The organism is Neobacillus soli NBRC 102451 (genome assembly GCF_001591665.1).
Taxonomy (GTDB): domain Bacteria; phylum Bacillota; class Bacilli; order Bacillales; family Cytobacillaceae; genus Neobacillus; species Neobacillus soli.
Window position 1 is genome coordinate 82211 of the sequence record NZ_BCVI01000006.1, and the last position, 26582, is coordinate 108792.

Consider the following 26582-nt stretch of genomic DNA (forward strand, 5'->3'; position numbering starts at 1 on the left):
ACGAGGACCAATTTTTTGTGAATTATGTCCTTGGCGGTTAACCCTTTTTTTAAAGGACGGGCTTCTCCTTAAGTCCGAATTCAACAGCTTTCTTCGGAAATAGGGAATTTCAAAATGATTGAATTCAAGCTGTTTAAAGTGAAGAGAATTTACCTAAAAGGGAGAGAATCGTCATGTTTATTGAAAGTATTTGTCCTAAATGTGGGGAGATTAATAACGTAGAACATAAAGGAGAAAAAATTCTTTCAGTAACTTGTAAGAACAACCATATTTATGATCATATTGTATTCTCTTATTCTAGAACTATGGGGATTAAGGATGATAAACGAAAAAGGTTAGAGGAAATGATTGTTGAGAAAAAATTCCATCGAATGAGCGATAAATCAACCATTTGTCTTCTTATCTTTGAAAATGGATATGAAATAGAAGGACGCTCAACAGTTCGAGATATGTCTGATTTCCGTCTAGTTATCGGTAAAGATAAAGCATATGAACAAGCTTTAAAGAAAGCCTTAGTAGCGTTAGGTGCATACTTAGGATAAGGTTATTTAGCGGAGTTTTACAGTCGAATGAATTAAATTTAGTGAAAGCCCTTTTTCTCGTTCATAATTGTTGAGAAAAAGGGCTTTTATTTTGGTTCTAAATGATGTTATTTTAGCGTATAAATATATTTTAATAGTTTTGGATTATTATATAATACATCTAAAAGAAAACTCTAAGCAGGGGTAATGTATAGGATGAATGAGGAATTAATAAAAAAAGCCGATGCATACTATCAGCTGGCTGAGCAGAAGGCCGATGATTATTTTCAATCACTTTATGAGTTGGTCTCACAAAAGACCTATGTCCCTACCTTAACAAAAGATTTCCAATCGTGGAAACAGAACCATATTAATCATCGATTATTATCCTTTTTTTCGCTAAGAAAGGGTAAGCATGATTCCCAGGGGTATCATAATTATATCCAATGGCTGAATTACACAGGCAAGCTTGATAATTACTTGGATCGAAGCATTTCCTATATTTTCATGCGAGACCTGGGAAAAGCCTTGGACTCACCAGAGACACAGACCAGGGTTCGTCGTGTAGTTGACAGCTTAAAAAATCACCTTACCCATTCTACTGCAACAGCCCATGAAGAAAAATCCGAGACGCTGGGCTTGGCCGGTTTGTACCGGTGGTCCCAGAAGGAAGGCATCGAATCCACCCTCATCTGGTTGATAAACAAACTAAAAACAGTATCCGCCAAAATTCCAAAGGGGATGGATGCGGAGCAAGCCCAGCGAAAACTTATCAAAATCATTGCGGGAGTACTAATGCACGTGGTAGAAGAGATGGCTCCGGAGATACCGCCTGAAGAACGGGCTTGGAAACTTGATGAAGCTATTGTGCTGGGTTATTCCTATGGTCTGACCTATCCTTTTATTGACGACCTTCTGGATGCCCACGTTTTATCCGATAACGAGAAAAAACAATATTCCCTTATGATCCGTACCACTCTTATCACAGGCTCAGTACCGGAATTGGGTGAGTGGTCTGGAAAAACAAAAGAACTGATCTGCTATATTCATTCGGAACTTCGAGAGGCCTTTAAGTATATTAAGGCCCATCAGCGACCGGAAACCATGAATACATTTTTCGAGCAATCCTATGTATTTTTTCATGCGCAGGAAGTGGACCGTATGAAGGATTTATCAAATGCAACTTACACCAATGAGGAACTGTATATACCAATCATTTTAAAATCCTCTTCTTCACGGCTGATTGTCCGTTCTGTCATTAGTGCTCCCCAGGATGAGAGCTTCGATAAGCGAACATTCTTTTATGGCCTTTACAACCAGCTGGCAGATGATTTTGCCGATATGTTCGAGGACATGAAGGACGGTGCGGTAACACCCTATACCTATTACCTGAAATATCGTGATAAGCGTCCCGATCTTATTAACCCGTTTGAATTATACTGGACGGTTATCTCCCATTTGATTCATACCGTGTATTTTTCCGACACTAAAACCTGTGAGGTGATTCTGGACCGTGCCATTAACGGTCTTAAACGATATAAAGAACGAATGGGAACCGAAAAATACAACGAAGTGATGAAGCTATTTGCATCCGGAGATCCCAAATTCAATCGTGTCATCCAAAATATGGTTCGAAAGGCGGATGATGTGGATTTCTTTGATAAATTGCTTCGGGACCATTTGATTACCCTTCTGAAAAATGAACGGAAGGAACAGGAAGAATTTTTAGAAACTATCGAAACCGTACGGGATCAGATTAACAACTTCTTGAATATCTCAAAAGATAAGAATGATTCTTTATTGAAAGAACCAATTATTGATGCTGCAAATTATAGTTTGGAAGGTGAGGGAAAGCGATTAAGACCAATCGTTGCCTGGGTCATGGGCACGAGTGGATATGGATTAAAGGGTTCTGCAATCATGCCGCTATTGAAATCCTTGGAATATATGCATACGGCGTCCCTGATTTTCGATGACCTGCCATCCCAGGATAATGCCTCTATCCGCAGGGGGCGTCCAACCCTGCATAAAACGTATGACAGTGCGATAGCGGAATTAACCGGTCTTTTTCTGACCCAGAAGGCAACCCAGGAACAAGCATCTCTGGACCAGTTCGATTCGAAAACGGTGCTTAAATTGATTCAATATTCGGCCCAAATGACTGGGGATATGTGTAAGGGACAGGCGATGGACTTGGATTCCCGCGGGAAACAATTGACACTGGAACAATTAAATAGGTTGTGCTTCTATAAAACTGGAATAGCATTCGAAGCTTCCCTAATCATGCCTGCCATTCTCGCTCATGCAAAGGAGTTTGAAATGGCAGCCTTGAAAAAATTCGCCTATCATGCTGGCATCGCTTTTCAGATTAAGGATGACCTGCTTGATGTGGAAGGGGATCTGGACTTACTCGGAAAACCGATTGGCAAAGACGCAGAAAACAACAATTCTACTTTTGTGTCCATCCTAGGTTCTGATCGTGCAAAAAAAGAAATGTGGGAACATTACTGTCTTGCACTGGAATCGTTGCAAAAGGTCCCGCGAAACACTACTTTTCTTAAGCATTTAATGAATTATATTGTGAACCGAGATCATTAACGGTAATCATTAACGGTGCCTGGCACGGCCCGAATTTTCTTGTTTCACATCGATGTTTCACGGCTGTAAATTAGCGGTCTAGTGAAAACCTTTGGCGGTCCGCAAAGCGGAATAATTCTCTGAAATGATCACGGGCTTACACAACCAGTTTGCGATACAATCTTTCCAGCTTTAGCTGCTACACACTCAGTAAACTGCGTAGCAGCATTGGCCGCTTCAGCCGTTGAATTCCTTGCATTTGGAAATGAGGATATGGCACAAATTGTCGCCAACTCAAAGGCACTGGCTAAAGCTCTGCACGACAGGGGAATCACTGTATTAGGTGCGCATAAAGGTTTCACAAAAACACATCAAGTGATCCTTTTTCCCCGGCTGTATTTTTTCGAGTCTAATTAGAGTGCTTTGCACCATTCATTTACTGGATAGGGCAAGGCGCTTTTTGTTTTGATTGGACAACTAAATATGAAACTAAACTATGTTATATTTGGATAAGGCTTATCTAAATGAAATCTTGCAAGTCAGCATGATATCTTTTGTTTTTATTATGAAAGTTTTGGAGTGGAAAATTTGAGTCGTTTATTTGCTAAATGGTATGACTTTTTTATGAGTCCTTTAGAAAAAAGAAAGTTTAACAGAATTCGTAAAGAACTACTTTCAAAAGCAACGGGAAATGTCCTTGAATTAGGAGCGGGAACAGGCATTAATTTTCCTTTTTATGAAGGAGTAGAGAAAGTGATCGCTATTGAACCGAATCAGCATATGATTGAACGTTCATTATCGAAATTAAAACAGTCAGTTGTGCCGATCGAAATGGTCCAGGCAAGTGCTGAAGAACTGCCCTTTGAAGCAGATACCTTTGATACAGTTGTGGCAACTCTTGTGTTTTGTACCATTCCAAATCCGGAAAAGGCAATCTTGGAAATGAAAAGAGTGTGCAAGTCCGAAGGGAAAATTCTTTTATTTGAACATGTGAAAATGGAAAATCGTTTTCTTTCTACACTCCAGAACTGGTTGACACCAGTTTGGAAAAAAGTCTGTGATGGCTGCTGCTTAAATAGGGATACTATGAACTTATTAAAGAATTATCATATCTCGATAACGAAGGTGCAAAAATATTATAGTGATTTATTTATTCTTGTAGAGGCTGTGAATAAAAAGAAGATTTAATTTGGGGAGTGGGTGCATTTTTCCCGATGCTATAGGATAATATCATATATATTAATTCTGCGGAACTGTGTCAGTTAACTAATGAATGAAGCGATGTAGCAATTGTATGGGGGAACGGTATATGGTAAGTGTAAAAACGGTAAAAATTGATGGGGAGAGTATCCACTTTTTTAAAAGTGCAATCTATTTCTTTGAAACAAATCCAGGGTTTACATTAGAATTGGATCTAATTGTTAGTGAAGTTGCTGTGAAAAAATATCAAAAAATCGAAAACATTATTATTGAGATAGAATTAGAAGATGGCAGAATCATAAATTCAATCATGCATGTAAAAATCTTGCAAGGGGGATTGCCACAGCTTAATTTATTCTGTGATTTCGATGACATTGATGAGTTTGTAGATTTCAATCGGGTGAGCGAAAATGGTTCATGGTTTCCAAATATTGAGGAAGGAATTACACTAGAAGAAATAAGAAAAGTGGAAATGCCTGATGAAGAAATTAGTTTAAAATTAAAACTCCCCATCGACCAGGTGGAATGGTTAAAAAGCCAAAAAAGAAAAGAAATAAATGAGATATTCAAAGAATTAATTTATGGTATTTGGAAAAAATAGGGTTCTTAAAAAGAGTGCCAAAAAGAGTGCCTGGCACGGCCCGAATTTTCTTGTTTCACAACGATGTTTCACGGCTAATTGAAAGCACTCAAATTGAGTGCTTTTTCTAATGATATTCACCGATTCCAAAGTCTGATCATAGGGGAAAAAAGTTCCCAATACCCCGCAATTTGGAAAATCTATCCGACTTATTGAGGATTTTTGAGAATGAAATCGAATAATTTCTATTTTGGATGTATAATAGAATCTTGCTATTGAATAGAAGGAGGAGAATAATTATGATGGAATGGACTTTAGCAGGTTTATTTGGGATATCAATAATACTACTAATTATTTCTATTTTAAAGTCAACTCATGCCTTAAAAGTAGAACATAATGAAATAGATCAGATTCATATTGCTACTATGAAGGAAATCAATGCCATTCAAGACTCGATTCGAAATATTGAGCTTGATATAGAAGTGGTTATGCAGGAGGCAGGGATTCAACTATCTTCTGAAGAAAAACTTTTCACGCGTGAAGTACTAGATTTATATAAACGCAATTACTCGATTGAGAGCATTGCCGGGCTCAAACAGGTGACAGAAAGTGAAATCGAACAGTTGCTCGCTCCTTACCAGAAATTAAAGGATGAAGGGAGAAAGGTTGCCGATGAGAATTAACTTATTAAGCAGCTTTGCAGCAGGAATTCTTATTACGACCACAATTTGCGGTGCTGTCTACTTTGCTGGTACCAGTGATGTGACAAAAGTATCTTTGAAAACAGCGGAAAACAGTAAAACAGTAAACATTTCCGAAAACGAGATGATTAATAAACTAGTAACGAAGGGCTATATCGTTCAAACAAAAGCTGAATTTGAAAAGAAAGTACAAGATGCAAAAGTATCTGTTCAAAATCAAGCTGCGCCTAAGGACGACAAGGCTGCTAAAACCATAACACGAGTGGTAGTGAATGTATCACAAGGTATGACCAGTATTGATGTGGGCAAAATGCTTGTAAAAGCGAAGCTGATTCCCAATGCTTATAATTTTTCTCATGATGTAGAGAAAAAACATCTGGAAAACAAGTTGCGTCCTGGTACATATGTTGTAGATAGTGAAATGACCAAGGATCAAGTGATCGCAACTATTTTTAAGTAAAGTATCTTTCCGGCGAATACGGAACATTTTCTAGACTGTGTTAAACCTTCCATTAAATCAAGTGGAAGGTTTTTTTCTTGTTGATACTGCATAATGTAAGAATAACCAAGAATCTGAAAGTTGTTACAAACTTGTGAACGCTGGGGATCCTGTTTGTTATTTTTATAGAAATAATCTAGAAGGTTTAACTATACCTGAAATAAAATAAAGGGATAGCACTATATCGGATAAGAAGAGTAAGAGACAACTAGAGAAGAGGTTGATGTTGATGTGGCCTTTTGACGGTAAGAAAAAGAGGATGGAGAAGAAAGAAGGGGCATGTTCTATTTCACTTAAAGAAACCCCAGGGGAAAATGAATTCGTAAAAATTGTCAATAAACTTAAAGAAGTTCTCAGTAAAACCGATAATGAAGTCATTATTTTGTGTGTTGGTTCGGATCGTTCAACGGGAGACTCACTCGGCCCAATTGTGGGGACAATGTTAATAGAAAAAAAGTTTTCTTTTCCTGTCTATGGAACATTAGAAAAGCCAGTTCATGCTTTGAATATTAAGGAGATTTTAAAAGGAATTTATCAATCACATAAAGAACCGTTTATATTGGGGATCGATGCGTGTTTGGGGGATGAAAGGCAAATTGGGCTCATTTTTTTAAAAGAAGGGTCGTTTATACCGGGTAATGCTCTTAATAAAGCATTACCAAGTGTGGGTGATTATCATATGAAGGCAATTGTAAATAATTTAGACCCGATATCACCAGCACAGGCCCTAAATAGCACCAGATTATTTGTCGTGATGAGACTCGCAGAAATTATTACAGAGATTATTACCCAGGCTTTCTTAGTTGATTCTTCTTCCAGTATGATGGCAACCGAAGATATTAGATACGAATAAAACCTTTTGTAAATTAAAAGTAGATCAAAATCCTTGTCAGATGTGGAAAATCCATCCATAGAAGTTGATGTTTATTAATAGACTAGGTTATAATTGGTACAATGTATACCTAGAAAGAAGGAGAAACAGTGGGGACTAATTGGACAGAGGAAAATCTTATATCGTTGCGCGAAAGGGTCTATATTCATATTAAAGATCTGATTTTAGAAGGTGAATTTAAAACGGGTGATCGTTTGGTGGAACGTGAGCTTGCCGAGCGATTGAATATTAGCCGAACGCCTATTCGCGAAGCTCTATTTAGATTGGAATCGCAGGGGTTTGTAAAAACCGTTCCTAGAAAAGGTGTTATTGTTGCGGATATTTCAGAGAAAGAAATTATTGAAGTGTTTACGATTCTTTCCTCTCTTGAGGTTTTGGCAGCAAAATTAGCTGTACAAAAGTTAGATGATGAAACAAAAGGTAAATTTATTGAGTATAGTTCAAAGGTTGCGGACTGTTTAGAAAGTGGGGAATATACCGACTACTCTAATTTGCATGGTGAATTGAATCATCTACTATACAGTTCTGCAAAAAACGCTAAACTTTATGAAATACTGAGCGGGCTGTCGGATTATATTCGGGCATTTGCAAAGACAGGATATAAAAATCCAGGCAGACCCGAAAAGTCGATGGAAGAACACCTAAGAATTATGGAAGCTATCTGTAATCAAGAGATAGAAATGGCAGAGTATTTAACAAAGATTCATATTGAAAATTCCCGAAAAGCTTACATTGAGGCTGTGAATAAGGGAAAAGAGAAAAGAAACTAAGAAAGGGAAACTCCATCCATGGGTGGAGTTTATTTTTTTGGGAAAAATTAATTTGTATACCGTATACCAATATTGCCCTATATTTTAACGGATTAGAAATACAAAATCAAGAGTAATATTAGGAATATAGATAAACTTCTTAATTTTCAAAATTGTTTGCAAAGTAAGAGGAATAATGGTATATTAATTGAAACCTTATAGTTAACAAGTTGTACATAGTGAAAAGGGAGGGGTGAGTTCTAATTTAAATAAAAACCATTCCATCAGGAAGGTTGAAAGGTTTTTTTCGTAATTTTTTTTTGAAACTAAGGTATACAATCTACAATATACAAAAAATAAACTTACAATTTTATTCTTTTAGTGGCAACAGCGCTTGTTAAGTACTATGGGGGAAAGAAAAAGAAATTTGAAATAGAGAAAATACACCATGATTATGAAAGCGTTTGCTTACTGTGATTCCTTTTTTACACCTATCCTACAGTTTTAAGAAGATCTTTCGCGACAAATCGTTTTAAATTTATAAAAACAAACGGAGGGGAACTATGGAATTAACGTCAGCCCATTGGGTATATTTAATTGTCACTTTAGCTGTAATTGTTACTATGCTTTTTAGAAAAGGTGTTGTTTTACCCGTCATTCTTGGGACATTTTTAGTGGCAGTTATCTATAAAGGAAGCCTTATTGCGGGGTTTCAAGCAGTCTTCAACGCGAACCTGGTTGCGGCTAAGGAACTTTTTAGTATTTTCCTCATTATTTCTATTATGATTGGTCTCCTTAATTCCTTAAAAGATCTAGGAGCTGATAAAAGGATGGTTGTCCCCATCCAAAAAGTCATGGTAAACGGTCATGTCTCTTACTTAGTATTAATGGTCGTAACCTATGTGATTTCACTGTTTTTCTGGCCAACACCGGCTGTTCCGCTAATTTGTGCTTTGTTAGTACCGGCTGCAGTAAGTGCTGGATTGCCAAAAATGACTGCAGCTATGGTTATTGTTATTGCAGGCCAAGGGATGGCACTTTCATCTGACTATATTATGCAGGTCGCACCAATGCTTAGCGCAAAAGCGGCGGGAATTGATAAATCCTTAGTTTCGGATAAAGGATTAATTTTATCATTAATAACTGGGTTTAGTGCCCTCTCAATTATCTACGTGCAGCATCGTAAAGCAATAGCGAAAAAATCTACTTCAGATACTAGAGTTGAACTTAATCAAGTAGAAGGAGCATATTTTGAAGTCGCAGATGAGCTGGCTGCCACAACAGTTGAGAGTGACGAGCTACTCCAAAGGAAAAAAACGTGGGGAAAAGTATTTGCTATTCTTGTTCCTGTATCCATGTTGGCTGTAATGATTTTTATGTTCCAGACCAAATTGGGCGGCGGGTCTGGATTTGAAGGGACAGATGGGGCTGCTTTTATTGGCGGAGTTGCAACTATTCTCTTATTATTGGCTACTATCGCTTTTAACCGGGTTCATGCCCTCGATAAAATAAGTGATCATATTACGGAAGGATTTGTGTTCGCCTTTAAGGCTATGGCCCCCGTAATTCCAATTGCCGGCTTTTTCTTTATGGGCAGCGGCGATTTTACACCTGCAATCCTTTCTTTAGGGGAAGATGCAGCGAAGCCAGCTTTTCTATTTGATATCATCCAAGCAGGACAAAATTTTATCCCGCATAATCCATTCTTCGGTGGAATAGGTATATTGATTGTGGGATTAATTACAGGTTTAGATGGTTCGGGGTTCTCTGGGCTTCCTTTGACTGGCGCCTTGTCAGGAGCTTTGGCTGGCGGAACAGGACTGGACGCTTCTACCATGGCAGCTATTGGGCAGATGGGCTCCATATGGGGAGGTGGAGGCACTATTATTGCATGGTCTTCTCTTGTTGCAGTAGCAGGCTTCTTACAAATATCACCTTTGGAACTGGCCCGGAAAAATTTTATTCCAGTTATAACCGGTCTACTGATTGCGACTATTGTAGCCGTGATCATTTGGTAAACTAAAAAATTATACGCAAAAGTAGAACCTGCTAATAAATAGGGGGCTATCCCAAAAGTCAGGAGAGAATACTGATTTTTAGGATAGTCTTTTTATCTTTAATTTAATATCGAAGATGGAGAGGGGAAAAAAGATGGAACAAATACGAATTGGTTTAGTAGGTATTGGCAAATTAGGGACGGCGCTGATGACTCATTGGGATAAGAAAAAGGTCGCAATCGGGGTGTATCATCCGACGAAAACAAAAGCGGAACAGTTTGTTCAACGGTATCAAACTAGTTATCTTTTAGAGGATAGGGAACTATCGGAATTAGATATCTTAATTCTTGCCCTGCCAGCAACGGCGGTTATCCCATTTATCTCCACATTAAAAATAGAAAGCAAGTCTCAGGCTTCACTTGTTATTGTCAATATGGCAACGAACCTTGCTACAAACGAAATTACGGCCAAGTTTCCGTCCTTTAACATTCATGGAGTGAAGTATATGGGGCATGGGAGAGACTTATTGGAACATGGAAATGGCCTATTTATTACAGAAACCACTTTGCCAAAAACAACGGAAGAGCTTTTTCAACAGCTTGGAAAGGTAAAAATCGACCGTGAAAATTGTTTAACAGAGGTAAACAAATTAGCTACCTATTTCGCATTAAAAACAGCAATGACGATAGAGTCTGAATTTGCCAAAAGAGGATTATCACCGGAATATCTTGAAAGAGCGCTGACATCCCTGGCGCCTGAAGTAATTCGCGCGTACAGCGAGGGGAGTCTTGGGCATTTTGCCAAGGAAATTGCCAATGAAATTCAAGCAGAGAGTTCACATGAAGTTGATAAACCGGAAAGATAAGAAAACTAAAAACAGCTGCACTCTTAGAAATGGTGCCGTGAATTTCCCCATATATAAGTAAGGTGTCAATCCATTGATTGACACCTTTTACGATGTTCAGAATCGTGAAGCCCTTACCCTGAAAACAATTGTAATAAAATTAAATAGAGCGTGACGCAGCCGATATAAAGGCCTGCGAAGGATAAGTTCCAATTGGAGACTTTATAGGAACTTTCCTTGACGATGTTTGACATAAGCCCTAACGTCGCATTATAAGGACCTACTAGAAAAGAAGAAACAGCTCCAGCTAACATCGCCACTGTCAGAATATGCGGCGATATCCCAATAACGTCTGGATTTAGGCCTTCTGTCATTAATGCAAGTGAAATAGCTGGATGAAGTCCCAGAAAAGCAAAAGCTAAAGGGATGAAAGGCAGCAAAATTAAAAAGATTTCCACACCAGCCACAGTAATAAACCGATTCACCCAGCTATCCAGCCATTGATTTGCATGGGAAACGTTTATGGTTGAGATAAAAAAGCCAGCGGATAAATAAATGAAAAATTGATCCTTCATACTTACGGAGAAGCTTTGAAAATGCGTAACTAAATGTGCTCCAAATTCTTTACCCTTTTTTAACAATAACGACCAAGTAAAGGCAAAAGGGATGACCATTAATGATACAAGAATTAGAAACGGATAGGGGAATCTTGATTCTACTACCGATATGACGCCATTGAAAATAATGATAGCGAGAAGAATTTGAATGACTCTTCCGGAACGATTATTCTGTCCGAGTTCGATCGTAGCAGCTGTTTCATGGATGCTGACGTTCTTTTGGTTTTGGAACATGATCTTTGATTTACGTGAACCAATATACCAATCCACCCCCATGCCTACAATACTTAAGGGAACAACATATGGAAGAATCGAGAGCCAGCTTACGCCCGTCATCGTGATCACGATACCGACAATTGGGGTAACTGGTGCCCATATTAATGGCATCGCAAAACCACGGGTAATCGCTCTGCTCATGAACCGTTCCTTATTCGCGACTGGAATGACCTCTAAAGCAGGTCTTATTGAGTAATAAGTCATCGGTAATGTGGCAAGATTCATAAAGATACTAAAAAAATAGGAAATGCCGGAAGTAATCATATAGAGTTGTCCGGAGGTTTTTACTTTTTTTTGAATAATCGTTTGAATACCCCCGCTGTACCCGCCTAATTTAATGGGAATCCCTAAGATAGGGATTAAAGTAAACATTGTAAGTAAGTCCAGCATCGGACCAAAGGATAGAATGTAATGCTGCCAAGAAGCCCCGCTTGTCCACAGTAAAACTACGCCAGAAAGCAAAAAGGTACTTCCCAATAGCTGCACAAATCGTTTGGCTTGAAATAACGTACACAGGACAATAGCCAGACTTAAACTGGATAGAAGTACACCAAGGTGGAGCATAGGTAAAAGCACAGAAAATAAATACAATAAAATAACTAAAAACAGCATAACTCTCAGCATATCAACACCCTAACTTTTTATTTTTGTATACCAAGTATGGGATTTTATCATAAAAATAGTCACAGATTTGCCATAATTGATGAATTATTTGGTATTTGGTATACAAAAAACTTGTTTTTAAATTGATTACATTATACAATGACAGTAGTAAATAACTCAACAATCAGGGGGATTTTAAATGTTTAACTTCTTATTTGGATCAAAAAAATCTGTTGAAAAAGCTGAGAGAAAATTAGCTTCACTAAGAAAAACACTTAAATTCTAAATTGACTTATTTCAACCGTCACATCAATGTGGCGGTTTTTTGTGTATATTAAAATATAAAAAACAAAAAACGGAGAGACCTCGCCTTCTCTCCGAACTTATCATATATAAAACCAATTCGTAGACTAAACAGCTGCCTCTGCTGATTTTACCAGTTTGGAATTTACTGAATCCTCACTGTTACCTGAAGCTTTAACAATCTCATTCAATTCTTCACGTGCTGCTTCAAGGGTGTCGAATCTTTCAAAAAACTTAACAGCAATATGATTGACATATTCTTTTCCTTCAAAGTTTTCAAATAATTGAATTTTAATCGATTCATCGAGCACTTTGGCAATCGTGTATTTGGCCTTTATTTTATCAAAGAAATAGAAATGGTACGTTTCAACAGGTTCTAACCCATCGTTTTCAAGAATTGTTTGGAAAGTATCTTTATTCGTTAACACAATATATTGGCCCATTTAAAACACTCCTTCAAGTAAATTCTATTCAACTCTTTATTAAGTAAAAAACCTTTAGCTAAGTATTGATCATTGTTGATTTAAGTATAGTTAGTGATTAATAGTGGATTTTCTCTTATCACCTCCGAGGAACATTGTATACCAAACTGCTTATGTGTATTTTATATCAAGTTGTTAAAATGTTCAAGAATATATTCTAAATATTTGAATAATTACTAAACAGGTTCATGAGCGGTGTGAGAACTAAAACGGAATTTATATAAGGAAAATGCGATTGATCTAACATTTTTATATTTTAAATATAGAATGATATAAAAATCTAGTTTGCTTCTCTGACAAAAAGGTTGTATACTTCAGAGAAGTATCGAAATTTTTGGAATAAACAGAAAGGGGAAATTTTTATGCCAAAAGTTATCCTCCATGTTGATGGAACGACAATTGAACAAGAAGTGAAAGATCAGGCAAATTTAGTGGTATTAGCAGGGATTCGTCAATTACCCAAATTAAAGTATGGATGCGGTATGGGGCGATGTACAAAATGCACTTGTATCGTATTAAACGGTGCAGAAGGATTAGCACCACCGAATTGGAAGGAAGAAAAAATGCTTGGAGAAAAGCTGAATGAAGGTTACCGCTTAACGTGCCAATTAACGATTCAGGAAGATATTGAAATTACACAGGAAAATATTTTGGTCCAAGCCCCAAAGAAGAAATCCGCACTTCAATCATGATGGGCATTTATTTTTTAAAGTATTTACGGTATACAAAATACAATTAAGACAAGAAGGTGAGTTGTGATGGATTGTTACGATTTAACAGCCATGACATGGAAAGAGGTAGAGGAATCTTTAAAAACTGTTCAGTTTGCTATCATTCCCATTGGAGCCCATGAGCAGCACGGTCCACATATGGTCGAGAGCTGTGATGCGGTACTTGCAGAAAAACTGGCAAAGAAGCTTGGTGAGAGGATGTATCCCTATGCCTTGGTAACCCCAACTGTTAATATGGGGGTTTCGCCGCATCATTTGAATTTTCCAGGGACGATTTCTTTGCAGCCTACAACACTAATTTCCATTCTAAAAGATGTCATCTCATCCCTGAAACATCATGGTATTGAAAAGTTTTTATTTCTAAATTCACACGGGGGTAACCAATCTACGCTAAATGTTGCATCCATGATGCTGACTAAAGAATTGGATGTTGAAATTTATTATGCAAAAACAACAGCATCTGCGAAAAAATCAATTCAGGAAAATGTCACTTCCCCATTATTTGGCCATAGCTGCGAACGGGAGGTTTCAGAGGCACTGTATTTAGCTCCAGAGCTGGTCCGTCCTGAAAGCCTTGAAAAAGGTGATATTAACGAAGAGGGAAGATGGAAGCAGCTTAGACCGGGAAAGGCGATCCAAGGTTTTTATTACTACGAAGAAATGACAAATAACGGCTGCATTGGGAATGCAACAAAGGCTAGTTGGGAAATAGGCAAACAGATTGTTGAGGAATCATTGGATAATCTTTCAAAAGAACTTTACCAATTGTTCCACCTAAAAGTGGAAGCGCATTCTTAATTTTAATCGGAAAAATGGGCATATATTACTAATCTTTAAAAAATTCTAAAAATTATGTTTACAAATAAACAACATATTGATAGTATAAACCTAAGGTATACCAAAATGAGATAATCATAGAATGAAAGGATGTTGGGCAAGGATTAAATCAGCAATCTTTTTATTTTTAATCTAATTTGGTATACAAAATATCAAATGCCAAACACATTGGTGACTTGAAAGATCTACTTAAAAATTGAGGAGGAGTTTACATTGACAGAATTATTATCGAAAGATGAATTTCGCAAACAATTAGAAGAAGCAATTAAAGGAAATCATAGCCAAAAGGCGCCGTTTACTGTTGCTTGGGCAGAGGGAAGACTTGGAAGAAAACACTTTGCTCGCTGGGCTGAAAATCATTACCATTATGTTGGACCGTTTGCGGATTACTTAGCTTATATTTATCACAATACTCCTTCAGATCCAAAATTTGCATCGGCAAAAGATTTTACCTTGCAGAACATGTACGAGGAAGAAATTGCAGCTGACCGTCACACAGATTTATTGATTCGTTTTGCTGAAGCATGCGGAACTACTGCTGAACGAATTATCGAACCTAATAACATGGCTCCAACTACGTTAGGTCTTCAAAGCTGGTGTTTTGCTGTCGCATCAAGGGAAAATTTTGTTGTAGCTACCGCAGCTTTAGTCGTAGGCTTGGAATCTCAGGTTCCTGATATTTACCGCAAGCAGACTCCAGCATTACGTGAAAAATATGGATTTACGGATGAGGAAATTGAATTCTTTGATTTACACATCGTTTCGGATGAAATTCATGGCGAGCGCGGTTACAAAATTGTTCTTGACCATGCAGATACTCCTGAATTACAGCAGCGCTGTCTAGAAGTAGTACGTACAGGAGCTAAAATGCGCCGCATGTACATGGATGGTCTTTGGAGAGAGTACTGTGAACAAGATTTAGGAGCTCTAGTTGAAACGAACTAAAATTATTGTTTTAAAATAAAAATTGACTGATTAAAGAGTGAGGCCGTCCTATTAATCTTGTAGTTTAAAGGTTTAAGTGACGGCCATTTTAATAGAAGAAACTTAGTTAACTGGACCTATGATTATCCTTAAACATAATAAATGAAAAAGGTGATAGTTGTGATTACCACAAAAGTGGAGACATTCAATAACTATATAAATGGAGAATGGCAGGAATCAGTGAGCAAGAAGACGTTTTTTAGTGTGAACCCAGCCAATAATGACGACCTAGTTGGGGCCTTCCAAGCGTCAAATGAACAAGATGTGCAATCGGCCATTGAAGCTGCCGTGAGTGCTTTTCCTAGTTGGTCGCAAACTGCGCCCTCAAAGCGAGCTGCCATCTTAAATCAAGCAGCCAGCATTCTTGAACAAAATGCGGTTGCACTTGCTGAAGAGTTAACAAGGGAAGAAGGAAAACATGTAGATGATGCCAAGAATGAGGTATTACGTTCCGCTCAAACTCTTCGGTATTATGCAGTAGAAGGACAAAGCTTTACAGGGGAAACCTTTCCAAATGATGATCCTAATATGAAAGTTTCAACGGAAAGAGAACCGCTTGGTGTTGTGAGTGTGATTACTCCATGGAATTTTCCGCTGTCTATTCCGGCCAGAAAAATCGCTCCCGCTTTAATCACAGGTAATACCGTTGTCTTTAAACCTTCTTCTGATACTCCATTAATTGCTTTACGTCTAGTGGAAGCATTAGCTCAGGCTGGAATTCCTAAAGGTGTCATAAATTTTGTAACGGGAAAAGCGTCAGAAGTAGGCGATTTATTGGTGACTCATCCTGCCGTAAGGGCTGTTACATTTACAGGATCAACCACCGCCGGGGAAGATATTCATAGCAAGGCAGCGTTCACAACGCGGACTCAAATGGAGCTCGGAGGAAAAAATCCGCTAGTTGTTATGGAAGATGCCGATCTTGACCTGGCGGCCACCTTGGTAGTTAACGGCGGTTTCTCGTTAACAGGGCAAGCGTGTACGGGAACAAGCCGGGTTATCGTTTTAAAAGAAATGAAGGAGCCATTTGTTCAAAAACTGATTGAAAAAACCCGTGCTTTAAAAATAGGAAATGGCTTTGAAAAAGGCGTGAAAATCGGTCCGCTCGCAAATGAAAAACAAATGAAAAATGTTTTAAAGTATATTGAGTATGGTAAAGAAGATGGAGCGTTATTGGTTTATGGCGGGAAGCCAGTAACAGCAGGGGAATTCCAAAAAGGATACTTTGTTGAGCCGGCCATATTCACGAATGTCTTGCCTCATTCTAGGATTGCAAAAGAAGAGATCTTTGGCCCGGTTGTTGCAGTAATAGAAGTAGATACATACGAAGATGCCATAGCCGTTGCTAATGATGTGGAGTATGGTCTATCTGCCTCTATTGTTACAAATAATCTAAAAATCGCCAACCAATTTACGAAAGATATCCAAGCGGGGACCGTAAAAGTTAATCGTACAACGACTGGTAACTTAATGAACGCACCCTTTGGAGGTCTGAAAAAATCAAGTACCTCGACCTTCCGTGAATCTGGAAGAGTGGGCTTAGAGTTCTTTACTCAATTGAAAACCGTCTATATGGGCTATTAAAAAATTCACTAAGCAAAGGAGAACAGAAATGAAAAAAGCGTTGAAATTGGAATTAGAAGAAGCAAAAGTAATGATTGAGGCAGCTAAGAAAAAATCAGAAGAAATTAATGTCCTTGAATCCATTGCGGTTGTCGACGAAGGCGGAAACTTGCTTGCTCTTGAACGAATGAATGGCGGGCGAATTACTGGACCTGAAATCGCGATTGCTAAAGCTTACACAGCTGCCGGACATAAACGATCTACCCATTTATTTAATAAAGAGCCTAATGGGCCAGCCCTTCCTGGAAATGAAGCATTTGGAATTCAGCAAATGCTTCCAGGGAAATTCGCAATATTTGTTGGTGGATTTCCGATTGTTGTCAATGGTGAAGTAGTGGGTGGAATTGGCGTAAGCGGCGGTAACGGCGAGCAAGATACTGCCGTGGGAACAGCAGCCTTAATAGCACTACAAAAGTATGTAGAAAGTGCTGGGCTGGAAGTAATTACGGAAGCGGATATAAAAAAATAAAAATAGCAGGACCTCATTCTTGGCCTATATCGGCCGAATGGGGTCTATCTTTAATCTACTGGTTTCTCAGAGAGAAGACAACAGAAAGTTTATTGGTTTAAGGAAGGGGGAGAATCAGATGAAAGCATATGTGGAGTTAGCCATTGGATTTGCCCGCACCGGTGTGACCGGATATGGGGGCGGGCCCTCGACCATACCATTGATTGAATTTGAAGCCGTGAAAAAATATAAATGGATGACGGAAGAAGAATTTATTGAAATTTTGGCGTTAGCCAATACCTTGCCTGGACCGATTGCAACCAAAATGGCAGCCTATATCGGTTATAAAGTGAAAGGATCATTAGGAGCGCTTGTTGCCATCCTTACTCACATTCTGCCTTCAATTATTGGCATGATTGCTTTGTTAGGTGTACTTTATTCGTTTCGAAATTCGCCTATCGTCAGTGGTATGGTCCAAGGAGTTACACCTGTGATTGGATTTATGCTATTGGAGATGGCCTATCGTTTCTTCCAAAATGGCCGTAAAGGATTAGGTTTCCAAAAAATGGCTATCCTATCGGCCGTTTCGTTACTATTTATTCAGTTCCTTGATGTACATCCCGGAATCTTAATCGCCATTTCTCTCCTAGCGGCCTATATCATTGCGGATCGCAAAGAAAAGGCAGCTGCACGCCCGACGGAGGTTCTCGTTAGAAAGGAAAAAAGCTCATGATTTACTGGCATATCTTTTGGTCGTTTTTTATTGCTAATTTATTGGGTTACGGCGGTGGACCTGCAACCATCCCATTAATACAAAATGAAGTGGTCAACCATTATGATTGGATGACCGTACGTGAATTTGGTGATGTATTAGCCATTGCAAATGCCTTGCCCGGCCCGATTGCAACCAAAATGGGTGGGTATATTGGTTTTCAAATAGGCGGTTACCTAGGTGCAATCATTGCACTGATTGCGACAGTTCTTCCTTCCGCTCTTGCAGTCATTATTTTATTTAAGTTTGTGAATTTATTTAAAGATTCTCCAAAAGTAAAGCTTATGACGAAGTCAGTACAGCCGATTATTGCAATATTACTTGCTGTTATGGCCTACCAATTCTTTTTAACAGCCTTTGAAAATAGTGGGCTTTTTCATTTAGTCCTGTTGGCCGTAGCAAGCTACTTCACTTTAAGTAAAATAAAATTACATCCGTCCCTGGTCATTGCTTGTGCATTGATCTATGGCGGCGTTTTTCTTTCGTAAGCTAGTCATTTAGGAAAATACTTTATAATTAAGCGGGTGGAATTATGGACAATAGATGGGAGGAAAACAGTCTTTTATCGATTCGGGAACATGCTTTTCTATATTTAAAGGAAATGATTCTTGAGGGGCAATTAAGAGCTGGTGAACGTTTAATAGAAAGAGAACTGGCAGGGAAATTAAGCATAAGCCGTACACCTATCAGGGAGGCCTTATTCCGGCTGGAATCCCAGGGCTTTGTAAAAACAGTTCCCAGAAAAGGTGTCGTTGTTTCGAATATTTCGGAAAGTGAAGTTGTAGAAGTATTTACGATCCTAGCCTCTTTAGAAGTTTTGGCCGTAAAATTAGCAGCTCAAAAAATGGATCAAGAAACACAAAAAGAATTGGATTATAAAATCCAAGAGCTTATGGAGTTGGAAGAAAAGGCGGAAGAAAATTTTAATTTAGAACATATTCAAATGAACCGTTTGATAAATAAGGCGTCAAAAAGCCCTAAATTAATGGAAATTCTGTCTGGCCTTATTGACTATATCCATATGGCCGCAAATATGGGATACGAGACACCAGGAAGAAGAAAGGAATCATTAAGAGAACATATTGATATCATGAAGGCTTTACGTGATAAAGAAGCGGAAATGGCCGAGTATTTAATGAGAATTCATATTGAAAATTCGAAGAAGGCCTATATCACCTATATCAAGAATATAAAAGCAAAGAGAAATAAAAAGGAAAAATTGATTTCCACATAATTCATTTAATGGCTATTTCTTAGCAAGATAAGACCACATCCGTAAAAAAGGCTGTGGTCTTCCATTTATCAATTTTAATAAATAATTAAAGATTTCATATTGTCTGAAAATTATATTTATGGTATATTGTATACCAAGAAGACAATCAAAAGGGAGGAAATAAGACATGCCTAAAATAAATTTTATAAATAGTAATAAACAATTAGAAGTACCTGAGGATTCCAATATTTTGCGGATGTCACTTCGCTACGACGGGGAGCTCCCGAATCGATGCGGCGGTGGAATTTGCGGCACCTGCGTTTTTAAGGCGGAGGAAGGTGCTGAATTCTTAGATAAGGTAAAGATACAGGAAAAAAGAAAATTAGGTGAACAGTGGCTAAGGGAAGGGTATCGTCTAGGGTGTCAAACGTTTGTAACCAAAGGGGATATTTCAATTTCTTGGGATCAAGAAATTACCCAACAAGTAATCAAAAGGAAACCAGATAAACTTCAGAAAGAAGCTTCTTTAATAAGTAAATAACTATTTGCCTACTCAGTTAACTATAAAAATTATGAATTAGGGGTGAGATCATGTGGGCCTGTAGTAAACATATGAAGGAAGTATTGACATTCTTAGAAACTCCCCATATAAGCAAAGCTTCCTATCAGATTAAATGTTCACTTTGTGAGAATCCTGCCGTTGCACAAGTTTATTACGCTCATCAGCCTTTGAAATATACAAAGAATAAAAAAATACGTTCATTGGCTTAGAAGAATTCCTAAACCGTTCAATTGTTTTTTTGAAAAATGATGTCAGTCCCTATGTGAATTAAAGCTTTAACACCTCGGGGGGACTGACCCCATATTTTGTAGAGGATCACCTTTACCTTCCTTAGCAAGTAGCAAGAATTCCTTGATTTCACCCCAGTAGTTGAATCCCGCGTAATCCCACCGCCAACATCATAGGCAGCTTTAGAAATGATTTCTAAACCATTTCTTAGCAGAGGTATGATCATCAAATTTTCTTCCCGTTTTTTTCGTAACCCTATCATATCAAGAGCAGAAGTAAGTTGACAATATGCGGAATATTCGAAATAATTTATTTGTAATCTGTAAACTTCCATATTTTCACGAAAAATCAAAGTAAAAGAATTTTGATTGTTTGCTAGTACTTTTCTAAAGGTCATCCATTTCCTATTAATGTAGGAAATCTATTTTTCTTAAAAGTTACTCTATGGGAGGAAATTATTAATGAAGGTTGAAGAATATTTCATAAAGAAGGCCGTAGCTATTACATGGCCAGCAGGGATTGAAATGATAGTAATTGAAGCCGTTAAATCAAATTACCCATGGTTTGTATTAGTAAAAGGCGAAAAAGTTGTAGGTTGTATTAAACGTGATACGTTATTTAACAAAATAAAAAATATCGACTTTACTAAGCTTAATTCAATATCAATTGAAAGTATGTTAACAGAAGTTACCGTAATAACAGAGGTAAATCCAAATAAAATGATTTTTGAAGACAATAAAATTATTGTAATTAAGGATAAAAACGGCCAAGTGAAAGGAGTTGTTGATTGGGGATTTGATAATAAAATACAAGAAATGCTTGATGAAGATAAATGGCTTGTCAAGGAGATGCAGACCGTTTTTGATGAATTTTATCAAAGTATTTTTGTTACTGATGAGAATGGAAAAGTGATCCGTGTTACATCTCAAAATGACCAACAATACCTGGGGGAAAATGTGTTTGAGCTAGAGCGGAAAAAAATTTTCTATCCTTCTATCACGGCAAAAGTACTTAAATCAGGAAAGCGTGAGACGGGATTACAATATACAAATACAGGAGAGATTTTTCAAATTGAATCTATACCTGTAAAAAATGAATTTGGTGATGTAGTGCGGGTTGTGTCAATTACGAGGGATTCACCCGAATTGGATCAACTTAAAAAAAGCATGGAAGAAACAAAGTCTTTACTACACAGTTACCAAAGAGAGATCGCTCATTTTAGACAAGAGAAATACGAAGATAAAACATTTATTTTTAAAAGTAAAAAAATGGAGGACGTATTTGAGCTTATTAGATCAGTGGCTACAGTAGATACCTCTGTTCTTATTTTAGGAGAAACGGGGGTTGGAAAACAAATGGTCGCAAACCAAATTCATTCCTTATCACATAGAAGTGACCATCCGTTTATCACAATAAACTGCGGAGCTATACCGGAAAATTTATTAGAGTCCGAGCTGTTTGGATATGAGGAAGGGGCTTTTTCAGGAACAAGAAAAGGCGGTAAACTGGGACTTTTTCAGATTGCTGACAAGGGAACTCTTTTTCTGGACGAAATAGGTGAAATGCCGCTCGCTTTGCAAGTAAAACTGTTACGGGTTTTACAGGAGAAGGTGATTATGAAGGTGGGTGGAACAAAAGAGCAAAAAATAGATGTAAGGATTCTTTCTGCCACGAATAAGGACTTGAGTCATATGATAAAAAAGGGTACTTTTCGAGAAGATTTATACTATCGAATCAACGTTGTCCCTATCCATATTCCACCTTTGAGAGAGAGAAAAGAGGATATACAAGCTTTTGCCTATTACTTTCTAAGCAGATTTAATAAAAATTATCAAAAAAATGTTGAACTCTTACCAAAACAACTCGAACAAATATTAAGATATTCATGGCCTGGTAATGTAAGGGAACTTGAAAATGCGATCGAAAGAATTATTGTCTTAGAAAAACCTGTTTTCTTTGATGAGAATGATGCGAATTCTTCATATTTTGAAACTGAAACAATGGAAGAAGAACTGCCAAATTTATTAGATTTCATTGAAAAAGTCGAAAAGGAACTTATTTTAAAAACAATGAAAAAATGTTCAACGACACGGGAAATGGCAAAATGTCTAGGTGTGAATCAATCTACTATTGTAAGAAAATTACAAAAATACAGGATGCGGAACGACCTACACTAGAGTGATGTTACGAGTTATTGGTTTATAACTCTTTTAAAAAATAAAATTAATGAGGTATACAGGTCGAAAAAATCTGGTTGCTCAATAAATCACGCCATTGTGGTGTGGCACGATGCAACTTTGCATCAACTTTGATGCGTGATGCCATCAAATAAGTAATTTTTATTGAATATTCAGTCTAATAGTAAGCTTTTATCAGTTACTTATTTTGGCACGGTTTTTGCAAGATAGATAATATAGAAAGAACTTTGTATTGTTATATGATAAATGATTCATAAGAATTTTTAGCATGTAAAAATTACATGATGAGGTGTATGAGATAATGGGTATTTCTGAAAAAGTACTTAAGACGGTACGTGTAGGAATTGATACTGGTGGAACGTTCACAGACTGTGTTTTTTGGCAGGACGGAAAGCAGCCAATTGTTGTTAAGATTCCTTCTACTCCATCAAATCCGGCAGAAGCTATTGTTAATGGTCTTGAACGTCTATGTGAAATAGCAGAAATCTCGGTAAAAGAAGTAAACTTCCTTGTACATGGAACTACAGTTGCAACAAATGCAATGTTACAGGAACAATGGGGAAAAGTAGGGCTTATCACAACCAAAGGTTTCCGAGATACATTGGAAATTGGTACACAGATGCGGCCTGAACTATATCAACTTCAGCAGCGAAAGTCGCCGCCAATCGTTCCTCGTCATCTTCGTATGGAAGTAACTGAGCGTATCAATCTTTTAGGACATGTAGTTGAAAAGATAGACAGGGATGAGGTCTATAAGGTATTGAAGGAAATGACTTCTAATAAAATAGAAAGCCTTGCTATTTCATTTCTGTTCTCTTACGCGAATCAAGAACATGAAAAAATGGTGCGAGAACTAGCTGCCGAGCTTGATCCAGACCTTTATGTTTGTATTTCTTCAGAAGTCAGTCCTGAATTTCGCGAGTATCCCCGGACTTCAACAACCGTGATAAATGGTGCGTTGGCACCAGTGGTACGCCGCTATATTCGCTATTTGCGCCAAGAACTAAATTCAAGAGGTATTGGGGAACAAATATTAAATATCATGCAATCAAATGGAGGCATTGTGTCAGGAAAGGAGGCAGAAGTTTCCTCCCATAACCTAATTCTTTCTGGACCAGCTGGTGGAACAGTAGCTGCTGCTGAAATTGCTGGGAAGACAAATTACTTGAATGCCCTTACATTTGATATGGGAGGTACTAGTTCGGACATTGGGCTAATTATTGACGGTAAACCACAGCTGATCCAAGGAACCACAGTAAATAATATCTATCCATTACAAGTTCCGACAATTGACATCCACACAATTGGGGCAGGTGGAGGAAGCATCGCATGGAAAGATCATGGGGGTGTAATGAAAGTTGGTCCTAAGAGTGCCGGCGCCGTTCCAGGTCCTGCTTGTTACGGAAAAGGCGGATTAGAGCCTACGGTGACAGATGCAAATCTCTTTCTTGGACGTCTTGATCCAGACCATTATCTTGACGGAGATTTTAAAATCTATCCTGAAAATTCATATAGGGCATTAGAAAAACTTGCTACGGAAATGGATCTAGAAGTTGAACGAGTTGCATCTGGGATCTTAGAAGTCGCCAACGCTAATATGGCTGGAGCGCTTCGTGTAGTATCCAGTCGTCGCGGTTATGACCCGCGGGATTTTGCCCTTATCGCCTTTGGGGGTGCTGGCCCATTGCATGCAACGGCACTAGCAAGGGAACTTGGAATTAAAATTGTCATTATACCGTCTTCACCAGGTGTACTATGTGCACAAGGCTTGCTTCAGAGTGACGTTCGCCATGATTTTACACATACAGAAGTTGTTGTACTTGAGTTTGCTGACGCAAACAACTTAGAGAAGAGCTTTCTAGAATTAGAGAATCGGGGTGTCAAACTTCTTTATGATGAGAGTGTAGTTCCAGAACGGATAAGTTTGAAACGTTCTCTCGATCTCCGGTACAAAGGTCAAGAATATTACTTGAACGTTCAGGTTGAAGGAAATATTTCATCTGATTTGCTCAAAGAAGCTGCCGACCGCTTCCATATTGTTCATAAGAATACCTATGGACATTTTGCATCAGATGAACCAGTAGAAATTGTTAATTTACGATTAACGGCTATTGGAAAAATTGAACGGTTAGAATCCACACCTGTTTATACTTCGGATCTATGCTTAAATACTTGTTATCCACTGAAGCATCGCTCTGTGTACTTTAGTGGTAATGGATGGATGAATACGCCAATTTACCGTCGAAATGATATCCAAATAGGCACAAAAATTGAAGGACCTGCTATCATTGTTCAAATGGATTCGACTGTAATTATAGAACCAACGCAAAAAGCTAGTACAGATGAGCGCGGGAATTTAATTATTTCAATGGAGGGAATAGAATGATAGAACAATCTCAAAGTTCGCCTAGTGCACCTTCAATTGAGTTGGAAATTGATGCTATTACATTAGAGGTTGTTTATAGCAGCCTACTTGCTGCGGCTAAAGAGATGAGTAGTGTTCTGGGCAGGAGTGCATATTCTCCAATTATACGCGAGATGATTGACTACTCCTGTGGACTCTTTGATTCGAAAGGGAACCTTATTGCTCAGGCAGAAAATATTCCTGCTCATTTAGGCTCAATGGGGACAGCGCTTAGGGATCTATTCAATGACTTTCCTTCTGATCGGTTTCAACCTGGTGATGCATTCCTGGTTAATGACCCATACCGGGGCGGACAACATACCCCTGACCTTCATGTGTTTACTCCAGCTTTCTATGAAGGGCAATTAATCGGAATTTGTGGAACCATTGCCCACCATGCTGATATGGGTGGTAAAAACCCTGGCACCGAGGGATTTGACAACCGATCCATTTTCGAAGAGGGTCTTCGAATTCCTCCTGTAAAGTTGGCTTCCGGAGGACAAATAAATGAGGCGGTTACAACGATAATTGCAGGGAATGTCCGTGAGCCTAAGGCAACTATGGGAGATCTCCGTGCACAAATTGCTGCTTGCAGATACGGTGAGGGCAGGCTTAAGGAATTTGCAGGCCGCTACGGAAAGGATATTTTAACGGAAGTGATGAAACGGTCAATGGATTATTCAGAAAAACGGATGCGAATAGAATTATCAAAGATGAAGGATGCAGAGTCGACTGCAAGCGGATGGCTCGATGATGACGGTGTTGGTGATGATCCAGTCGAAATACGTGTAAAGGTGGTTAAAAGAGGACAGGAAATTGTGGTTGACTTCACAGGCTCTAGTCCGCAAATGACTGGAGGTATGAATGTTCCCCCGGCTGCAGCAACTTCTGCAGTCCTATATGCCATAAAGTGTGTAGTAGATCCTAGTACACCGCAAAATCAGGGCTGCTTTCGCCCTATTAACGTGATCCTTCCGGAAGGGAGTCTCGTGAATCCGCACTTTCCAGCGGCAGTAAGTCTACGTCATCTTGCGGTGCAACGAATCGCTGATACAATTTTACGGGCCCTTTCTGATCTTTATCCCGAGCGTACAGCTGCTGGAACTTTTGTTGGGTTTTCTAGTCTGGCAATAGATAGTTGGCATCCGGTTCATGCTTATCCAAGGGTTATTCAAGACGATCTTGGCGGAGGAATGGGCGCTCATCCAAATGGCGACGGAATTGATGCTGTTGATACCCATTGTGGAAACGTTGCCATTTTGCCTGCTGAAGTTTGTGAGCTGTCATACCAAGTCCGTGTCCTTTTAACTGAGCTCATTCCGGATTCAGGAGGTCCAGGTAAATGGCGCGGAGGACTCGGTATTCGAAGAGAATATGAAATACTCCAACAGCCACATCAGGGATTAGTTTATACGGAACAGTCAAAATCAGCGTTTTCACCATGGGGTCTAGAAGGTGGAGGAAAAGGAACACCTGCCAAAATTAGATTAGTAAGGAAGGATGGACAGGAAGTGGAAATGGGGAAAGGATATTTCCAAGCTCTCCCAGGTGACCGTATCATTATTGAAACATCCGGTGGTGGAGGATATGGTGATCCTAAGCATCGTGACCTCGAACGAGTTTTGCAAGATGTTCGAGAAGAAAAGGTAGGTAGGGAAGCGGCAGAGAGAATATATGGTGTAACCATTTAACTAGTATTATTGGATAATTAAGCAATCAACCTAGATCCGAAATCCAAGTT

24 protein-coding genes are annotated in these 26582 nt (G+C 38.5%); 22 read left to right on the forward strand and 2 right to left on the reverse strand.

The genetic code is table 11. The features are described 5' to 3' along the window. The first annotated feature begins 173 nt into the window (after window positions 1-173). From BSO02S_RS02945 to BSO02S_RS02990, 10 genes are all read left to right on the forward strand, one after another. Window positions 174-542, forward strand: a complete 369-nt coding sequence (locus tag BSO02S_RS02945) for a Gp49 family protein (protein ID WP_066062191.1) — start codon at window positions 174-176, stop codon at window positions 540-542. Between the two features lie 186 nt (window positions 543-728). After that, a complete protein-coding gene (locus BSO02S_RS02950; protein WP_066062195.1) occupies window positions 729-3119 on the forward strand; it encodes a polyprenyl synthetase family protein in 2391 nt (796 codons plus the stop codon). A gap of 558 nt (window positions 3120-3677) precedes the next feature. After that, window positions 3678-4286, forward strand: a complete 609-nt coding sequence (locus BSO02S_RS02955; RefSeq protein ID WP_425320377.1) for a class I SAM-dependent methyltransferase — start codon at window positions 3678-3680, stop codon at window positions 4284-4286. 121 nt (window positions 4287-4407) lie between these two features. Continuing rightward, complete coding sequence (locus BSO02S_RS02960) at window positions 4408-4899, forward strand: hypothetical protein (RefSeq protein WP_066062197.1); 492 nt, start codon at window positions 4408-4410, stop codon at window positions 4897-4899. Between the two features lie 278 nt (window positions 4900-5177). After that, complete coding sequence (locus BSO02S_RS02965; protein ID WP_342351990.1) at window positions 5178-5561, forward strand: hypothetical protein; 384 nt, start codon at window positions 5178-5180, stop codon at window positions 5559-5561. Continuing rightward, a complete protein-coding gene (locus BSO02S_RS02970; RefSeq protein ID WP_174524214.1) occupies window positions 5551-6039 on the forward strand; it encodes an aminodeoxychorismate lyase in 489 nt (162 codons plus the stop codon). The genes BSO02S_RS02965 and BSO02S_RS02970 overlap by 11 nt, the downstream gene beginning before the upstream one ends. A 268-nt stretch (window positions 6040-6307) precedes the next feature. After that, window positions 6308-6931 (forward strand): spore protease YyaC, encoded by a 624-nt coding sequence (yyaC, locus tag BSO02S_RS02975; protein WP_066062200.1) that lies wholly within the window; start codon window positions 6308-6310, stop codon window positions 6929-6931. Window positions 6932-7059: 128 nt separating this feature from the next. Then, window positions 7060-7740, forward strand: a complete 681-nt coding sequence (locus tag BSO02S_RS02980; RefSeq protein WP_066062203.1) for a GntR family transcriptional regulator — start codon at window positions 7060-7062, stop codon at window positions 7738-7740. A gap of 542 nt (window positions 7741-8282) precedes the next feature. Next, entirely contained in the window at window positions 8283-9737 is a 1455-nt protein-coding gene (locus BSO02S_RS02985) for a hypothetical protein (RefSeq protein ID WP_066062206.1), read from the forward strand. 133 nt (window positions 9738-9870) lie between these two features. Beyond that, complete coding sequence (locus BSO02S_RS02990; protein WP_235846848.1) at window positions 9871-10581, forward strand: NAD(P)-binding domain-containing protein; 711 nt, start codon at window positions 9871-9873, stop codon at window positions 10579-10581. Between the two features lie 113 nt (window positions 10582-10694). On the opposite strand, the gene BSO02S_RS02995 is transcribed toward BSO02S_RS02990, so the two are convergent. Together BSO02S_RS02995 and BSO02S_RS03000 are read right to left on the reverse strand one after the other, a co-directional pair. Next, window positions 10695-12077, reverse strand: coding sequence for a hypothetical protein (locus BSO02S_RS02995; RefSeq protein ID WP_066062209.1), 1383 nt, complete (start codon window positions 12075-12077; stop codon window positions 10695-10697). A gap of 389 nt (window positions 12078-12466) precedes the next feature. Then, on the reverse strand, window positions 12467-12802 hold the full coding sequence (locus BSO02S_RS03000; RefSeq protein ID WP_066062212.1) for a hypothetical protein: 336 nt from the start codon (window positions 12800-12802) through the stop codon (window positions 12467-12469). Between the two features lie 401 nt (window positions 12803-13203). Between BSO02S_RS03000 and BSO02S_RS03005 the strand changes: the two genes are divergently transcribed. The 12 genes from BSO02S_RS03005 to BSO02S_RS03070 all read left to right on the forward strand — a co-directional run bounded on the left by BSO02S_RS03005 (window position 13204) and on the right by BSO02S_RS03070 (window position 26532). Then, on the forward strand, window positions 13204-13533 hold the full coding sequence (locus BSO02S_RS03005) for a 2Fe-2S iron-sulfur cluster-binding protein (RefSeq protein ID WP_066062215.1): 330 nt from the start codon (window positions 13204-13206) through the stop codon (window positions 13531-13533). A 66-nt stretch (window positions 13534-13599) separates the two neighbouring features. Then, window positions 13600-14370 carry a creatininase family protein gene (locus BSO02S_RS03010; protein ID WP_066062219.1) on the forward strand — a complete coding sequence of 257 codons (771 nt, stop codon included), beginning with the start codon at window positions 13600-13602 and terminating at the stop codon, window positions 14368-14370. Window positions 14371-14622: 252 nt separating this feature from the next. Continuing rightward, window positions 14623-15354, forward strand: coding sequence for an iron-containing redox enzyme family protein (locus tag BSO02S_RS03015; protein WP_066062221.1), 732 nt, complete (start codon window positions 14623-14625; stop codon window positions 15352-15354). 141 nt (window positions 15355-15495) lie between these two features. After that, window positions 15496-16977: an aldehyde dehydrogenase family protein gene (locus BSO02S_RS03020; RefSeq protein ID WP_066062224.1), complete on the forward strand. Its 1482-nt coding sequence runs from the start codon at window positions 15496-15498 to the stop codon at window positions 16975-16977. A 28-nt stretch (window positions 16978-17005) separates the two neighbouring features. Then, the gene (locus BSO02S_RS03025) at window positions 17006-17485 is read left to right on the forward strand and encodes a GlcG/HbpS family heme-binding protein (RefSeq protein WP_066062228.1); all 480 of its coding nucleotides are present in this window, start codon (window positions 17006-17008) and stop codon (window positions 17483-17485) included. 118 nt (window positions 17486-17603) lie between these two features. Further along, the gene (locus BSO02S_RS03030; RefSeq protein WP_066062231.1) at window positions 17604-18197 is read left to right on the forward strand and encodes a chromate transporter; all 594 of its coding nucleotides are present in this window, start codon (window positions 17604-17606) and stop codon (window positions 18195-18197) included. After that, window positions 18194-18724: a chromate transporter gene (locus BSO02S_RS03035; RefSeq protein ID WP_066062234.1), complete on the forward strand. Its 531-nt coding sequence runs from the start codon at window positions 18194-18196 to the stop codon at window positions 18722-18724. Before BSO02S_RS03030 ends, BSO02S_RS03035 begins: the two co-directional genes overlap by 4 nt. Window positions 18725-18768: 44 nt before the next feature. Further along, window positions 18769-19470: a GntR family transcriptional regulator gene (locus BSO02S_RS03040; RefSeq protein ID WP_066062235.1), complete on the forward strand. Its 702-nt coding sequence runs from the start codon at window positions 18769-18771 to the stop codon at window positions 19468-19470. A gap of 166 nt (window positions 19471-19636) precedes the next feature. Beyond that, a complete protein-coding gene (locus BSO02S_RS03045) occupies window positions 19637-19990 on the forward strand; it encodes a 2Fe-2S iron-sulfur cluster-binding protein (protein WP_066062236.1) in 354 nt (117 codons plus the stop codon). 710 nt (window positions 19991-20700) lie between these two features. Beyond that, on the forward strand, window positions 20701-22416 hold the full coding sequence (locus BSO02S_RS03060; RefSeq protein ID WP_066062245.1) for a sigma-54 interaction domain-containing protein: 1716 nt from the start codon (window positions 20701-20703) through the stop codon (window positions 22414-22416). A 322-nt stretch (window positions 22417-22738) separates the two neighbouring features. Then, entirely contained in the window at window positions 22739-24823 is a 2085-nt protein-coding gene (locus BSO02S_RS03065) for a hydantoinase/oxoprolinase family protein (RefSeq protein WP_066062248.1), read from the forward strand. Continuing rightward, entirely contained in the window at window positions 24820-26532 is a 1713-nt protein-coding gene (locus BSO02S_RS03070; RefSeq protein ID WP_066062251.1) for a hydantoinase B/oxoprolinase family protein, read from the forward strand. Before BSO02S_RS03065 ends, BSO02S_RS03070 begins: the two co-directional genes overlap by 4 nt. The last annotated feature ends 50 nt before the right edge of the window (window positions 26533-26582 follow it).